The following is a 3,562-nucleotide window of genomic DNA, read 5'->3' as shown; positions in this document are numbered from 1 at the left end:
TTGTCGAAATTGTCGGTGTCATCGTATCAGCCTCCCAGCTTTTCGCGATGGCAGCTGTCGTGGCAGCGCCCGCCTTTCCACCAATCACTCCCCAGGCGCACGATTCACGTCGTGTGCAGCGTCTGAAAGTGATTTATCAACGGTGCTTCGGACATCATACACGTTCGAGGGGACGGGACTCATCGTGCGCCTGACTGCCACCGATCGGCGCTTCTCGATTGTTGAGAAGCGACACGTTGATATTAGCCGCGGTTTCGTACCCTATCGGTGACTCGAATCACACTCGGAGTTGACTGTCTCGTTCCCTAAACGATCCGGCCTACTGGCTCGACACACGTCATTGCAGGGGATTCGTTGGACGGATTCGAAGGCGCCGATCGCTCCGGGTGGAAACTTCTGAAGCCTGATACGGACAGCGGGCGATGGAAACTGGGATTTTCCCTACCCCTCGGTGGTAGCCTTTGACAATGGAAACGAGACTCCTCGGCTGTCCCAATTGCGGCGCGCCGCTCGACGTTCCGTTGGGAGAAGTCGAAGCCCTTTGCGAGTACTGCCGCTCGAAACTGAAGTTCATTCCCGAGGAGAACGAGCTCGAGGTGGTGCGGACTCGCGAGGAGATGAAGCACCGCGAGCGAATCGCGGTGGAGAAACAGATTCTCCGCAACAAGCTCGAGCAGGAGGAGATGGAACGGTGGCGGCGGGCCGCCTCGAAGGTGGCTATCGCGGCCCTTCCGATTGTCGGCCGTACCGCCGGGCGAGCGGCATTCAACGCTGCGGCGGCGCGTGGCGGAGGAGGCTGTGGCGGGTGTGGCTGCCTCGCACTGATTGCGGCGCTGATCGCCGGTGGCGCGATCATCGGTCTTTGAGGAGGGCGCGAGGATGGTTGAACGGCCGCTGCCCTGGTCAGACAGCTGCTTCGTATGCGGCGAATCGAACACTCACGGTTTGCGGGCAAAGTTCACCGTGGATGACGAAGGACGGGTTCGGCTCGAGACCGCGATCGACCGCCGTTTCGAGGGCTACGGCGGTCACGTGCACGGAGGTGTCGTCTGCGCCCTCCTGGACGAAACGGCGGCGTGGGCGGTCATCCACTCCATCGGCCGCATGTGCACGACCATCCAGCTCACGGTCACCTTCCGGCAGCCGGTGGCGGGAGGATGCGAGATCGTGGTGGTGGGAGAAACGACCGGCACCAAGGGCCGTTTTCGCCTCGCGCATTCGGAGATTCGCAGCACGGACGGCCGGCTCCTCGCTACCGCCGATGGGCGGTTCATGGCGATGCCGGAAGAAGTTCACCGCGACATCATGTCCCTGCTCAAGATGCCCGGTCGCCCGGCGGTCCAGGACGACCTCTGATAGAACAGTCTTCGAAAAGAAGGACAGTTATTCCTCTGTAGGCGGGTCGTTTACGGCCCGCCAACGGGTCATTGAACCGTCCGGAAGCCGACTCTGTCTTCGGGCCGCTTGGGCGCGCCCTGAAGGGCACGCCTACATTCAATCTTCAATGACACATACGGAATAGAGCCGGTCAGACGGAACATCTCTTTTAGTGGAATACACAGGGAGGGAATGATGGGCTGTCCTGTACTGCACTTGGAGCTGTGGTCGGAGGATCATGACGGCCGGGTGCTGGGGATGTGGAAGCAGTGAGAGGGTGGCTAGTCGCGGTACCGTGAAAGATCGACCAATCGTGTCATTCCGACCGAGCGAACGTCGTGAGCGAGCGGAGGAATCTGTGGGTTGAGTGGTTAGGTTGGTCAATCAATATCCACCCGCCAGATCCCTCCGCTCGGACCCTCCGGGTTCTCGGACGGGATGAAAAAAGGTGAACGCTCAACTCAATCCGTTGGGATTGTTCAGTTTGGGGACTTCGAAACACGCAGGATGCCAGTGGTGGAAGGAGTCAAATCATGCCAGCAGTCGTCATCACCGGGGCTAACCGGGGCATCGGCCTCGATCTGGCCCGACAGTACGTAGAACGCGGCGACGAAGTCGTAGCTGTCTGCCGGAAGTCCTCGGGTAAGCTTCACCAGCTCGGCGTTGAGGTTGCGGACAGCGTGGACGTCGCCGATGACGCCGCCGTTGATCGACTGGCGGACGGATTGAAGGGGCGCTCGATCGACGTTCTCATCAACTGCGCCGGCATTCTCTCGGATGAAAGTCTCGATGATCTCGATTTCGACCGCATTCGCAAGCAGTTCGAGGTCAACAGCCTCGGCCCTCTGAGAGTGACCGCCGCGTTGAGAGGCAACCTCAGTCGAGGGTCCAAGGTGGCAATCATCACCAGCCGCATGGGTTCGATCGAGGACAACACCTCCGGCGGACGATACGGCTATCGGATGTCCAAGGCGGCAGTCAACATGGCCGGACGATCTCTGGCGAAAGACCTCGAGAATGACGGAATAGCGGTGGCGATCCTCCACCCGGGTTTCGTGCGCACCGACATGACCGGGCACCAGGGTTTCGTCGATCCTTCGGAGTCGGCCGAGGGCCTCATCGCCCGCATCGACGATCTGACTATCGAAACGAGTGGCACCTTCCGGCACATGAACGGCGAAGTGCTTCCCTGGTAGGGGCAGAGCATATTTCGCCCTTCCTGCCGGCGTGCGAGATCCATGTGCCACAAGAGTCTACGTTCTGCAGTCTTGTGGGGCGGCCGTCTCGGCTGCCGGGTGGGTGGGCGGGAATTCAGAATTCAGAATTCAGAATTCAAAATTCCCGTTAGTGGATCTCTTCCACCCCTGATTTGTACTCCTCGATCTGGGCAGCGAGGCGAGGCCCTGACCAGCTCATCCGCCCCCTCGCCTGGTGGGCAAGGAGCCCGGCCGGGTCGTAAATGAGAGTCTCCGGGATTCGGCGAACGCCGAAGAGATCGCCGGTCTTTCCTTTCGCATCGAGATAGATCAGCTCCATCGGGACGCCGGCCTCGGACGCCCAGGCCTCGATACCCTCCCACGACGGTGCATCGGCGATGAACAGAAACTCGACCATCGGATCGTCGGCCTTGCTTGCCGCGAACTTGGCCGCGGCCGATTCCTCGGACGAATCGGCGGCCGTCGGGTCGAACCAGTGGAGCACGAGGACCTTCTCCGGGCGCCCGACCAGATTACGTCGGCTCCCGTCACGGTTCTCGACCCACAGAAACCCCCCGGCATCGATCTTTGCGATGGCGTGGTCGTGGTCGGCGTGCCTGGCCGGGGTCTGGCTGTAGTACATCTGAAAGGCCAGGAAGACCCCGACAGCTACGATGGCGGCGCCGATAATCAAACGATTTCGTGTCGCAGTATTCATGACCGGCGGATGATAGCAAAACTCTCGTCGCGGCGACACTGGTTGATATGGCTCCGGTACCAGATTTCTCCGAGGGAACGCCAATCATTCCCTCACTAGGAATCCGATGAGAATCGAACACAACGATCGTTGCCGCCGCTTCCTGCTTGTATATTCTCATTCTTCTCGAAATAATACGCCGAGCATCTACGACGCTACCAAAATATCAATTTCGACGAGAAGATTGTGTGGAAAGATTCCGCTTCATCACTTTCCCAGCCGGGTTTTTTGG

4 protein-coding genes are annotated in these 3,562 nt (G+C 59.9%); 3 read left to right on the top strand and 1 reads right to left on the bottom strand.

Annotation, left to right across the window (positions count from 1 at the left end; genetic code table 11):
- The first annotated feature begins 467 nt into the window (after nt 1-467).
- From LJE93_13190 to LJE93_13180, 3 genes are all read left to right on the top strand, one after another.
- A complete protein-coding gene (locus LJE93_13190) occupies nt 468-866 on the top strand; it encodes a hypothetical protein (GenBank protein ID MCG6949861.1) in 399 nt (132 codons plus the stop codon).
- A gap of 13 nt (nt 867-879) precedes the next feature.
- A complete protein-coding gene (locus LJE93_13185) occupies nt 880-1,356 on the top strand; it encodes a PaaI family thioesterase (protein ID MCG6949860.1) in 477 nt (158 codons plus the stop codon).
- A gap of 554 nt (nt 1,357-1,910) precedes the next feature.
- On the top strand, nt 1,911-2,573 hold the full coding sequence (locus LJE93_13180; GenBank protein MCG6949859.1) for an SDR family oxidoreductase: 663 nt from the start codon (nt 1,911-1,913) through the stop codon (nt 2,571-2,573).
- A 148-nt stretch (nt 2,574-2,721) separates the two neighbouring features.
- On the opposite strand, the gene LJE93_13175 is transcribed toward LJE93_13180, so the two are convergent.
- Nucleotides 2,722-3,291, bottom strand: coding sequence for a hypothetical protein (locus LJE93_13175; protein ID MCG6949858.1), 570 nt, complete (start codon nt 3,289-3,291; stop codon nt 2,722-2,724).
- Between the last annotated feature and the right edge of the window lie 271 nt (nt 3,292-3,562).

The sequence above is a fragment of the Acidobacteriota bacterium genome (assembly GCA_022340665.1).
Lineage (GTDB): Bacteria > Acidobacteriota > Thermoanaerobaculia > Thermoanaerobaculales > Sulfomarinibacteraceae > Sulfomarinibacter.
This window is presented reverse-complemented; position numbering and strand designations above follow the sequence as displayed.

Coding starts and splice junctions, on each gene's coding strand:
- LJE93_13190 (MCG6949861.1), top strand. CDS start 468: ATGGAAACGAGACTCCTCGGCTGTCCCAATTGCGGCGCGCCGCTCGAC.
- LJE93_13185 (MCG6949860.1), top strand. CDS start 880: ATGGTTGAACGGCCGCTGCCCTGGTCAGACAGCTGCTTCGTATGCGGC.
- LJE93_13180 (MCG6949859.1), top strand. CDS start 1,911: ATGCCAGCAGTCGTCATCACCGGGGCTAACCGGGGCATCGGCCTCGAT.
- LJE93_13175 (MCG6949858.1), bottom strand. CDS start 3,291: ATGAATACTGCGACACGAAATCGTTTGATTATCGGCGCCGCCATCGTA.